Source organism: Bacillus sp. LR--39 (assembly GCF_053613335.1).
This window is the reverse complement of sequence record NZ_JBSIOT010000398.1, coordinates 1-995: the sequence shown is the minus strand read 5'-3', so window position 1 is coordinate 995 and position 995 is coordinate 1. Positions and strand designations below refer to the sequence as shown.

Genomic DNA, 995 nt, shown 5'->3' with positions numbered 1-995 from the left:
AAAGTAAAAGTGACAGCGCTATAGCAAATGGAGAAGTAATCAATATGATACGTGTCCACTGTTTTGAATACATACAAAAACCTACTCTGAATTAGTTTTGTGTCAATTTTTCAGCAGCCGCTTTCAGGAAACGGACTTTGCTCCAAGCTGTGCCGCCTTGTGCGAGAGGGTCCACTGAGTTGACATACACATGGTCTTCTTTGACTGCTTTAAGGCTTTTCCAGATTGGATTTTTCTCTAAATCTTTTAAGGCATCAGGTTTGTCTGCATTTTCATCATCAGAAAATTGGACGAAAATATGGTCCGGGTTCATTTCACTTAATTTTTCTAATGAAATCAGCTCTTGCGCTTTTGCAGCTTTTACTTCGTTCGGCGCCTTAAGGCCTAAATCACCGTATAGTGTGGAGTTGAAATACACCTGTTCAGGGTAAATGTAAATGTTGCCTTGTCTGATTCTGATGACAAGCGCTTTTGAATCTTTCGCTTTATCGTTGATTTTTGTTTTTGTTTCTTTTAGATCCTGTTCATAGTCTGCAATAATTTTCTTTGCTTTTTTCTCTTTTCCAGTCAGCTGGGCAAGAAGCATCATGTTTTCCTTCCAGTTTGAAGAGATATGAGAAACTGGGATCGTCGTGCCTGCTGTGCTGATTTTTTGCAGCGTTTTTTCCGGAAACTTTGTTGAAGCAAGGATAACATCTGGCTTCATTTCAAGAATCTTTTCAATATTTGGCTCCATTTTTTCTCCGGTTGGTTCGGCTTTATCAGTGATGTCTTTGAACATATCAGGGAATTTGCCGGAGAATGAAATTGCGCCTTGCGGATGAACGTCAAGCAATTTCGCGTCTTCCATTGATTCAACGCTTCCCGTAATGGCAATTTTGTTTGTCGGTACAGTTACTTCATATGTTTTATCAAGGTATTCAATTTTCTTCTTCTCAGATGCTGTGCCGCTTGCCTTGCTGGCAGTTGATTCATTTTTGCTGCCGCAAGCAGCC

At 40.2% G+C, this 995-nt stretch carries 2 protein-coding genes; both read right to left on the bottom strand.

Going from position 1 to position 995, the window contains the following annotated elements:
* Nucleotides 1-73: hypothetical protein (locus ACWHAR_RS23550; protein WP_452088005.1), on the bottom strand; the 73-nt coding region annotated here is incomplete at its 3' end.
* Nucleotides 74-91: 18 nt separating this feature from the next.
* Nucleotides 92-995 (bottom strand): iron ABC transporter substrate-binding protein FeuA (feuA, locus tag ACWHAR_RS23545; RefSeq protein WP_452088004.1); only part of this gene is annotated, 904 nt, incomplete at its 5' end.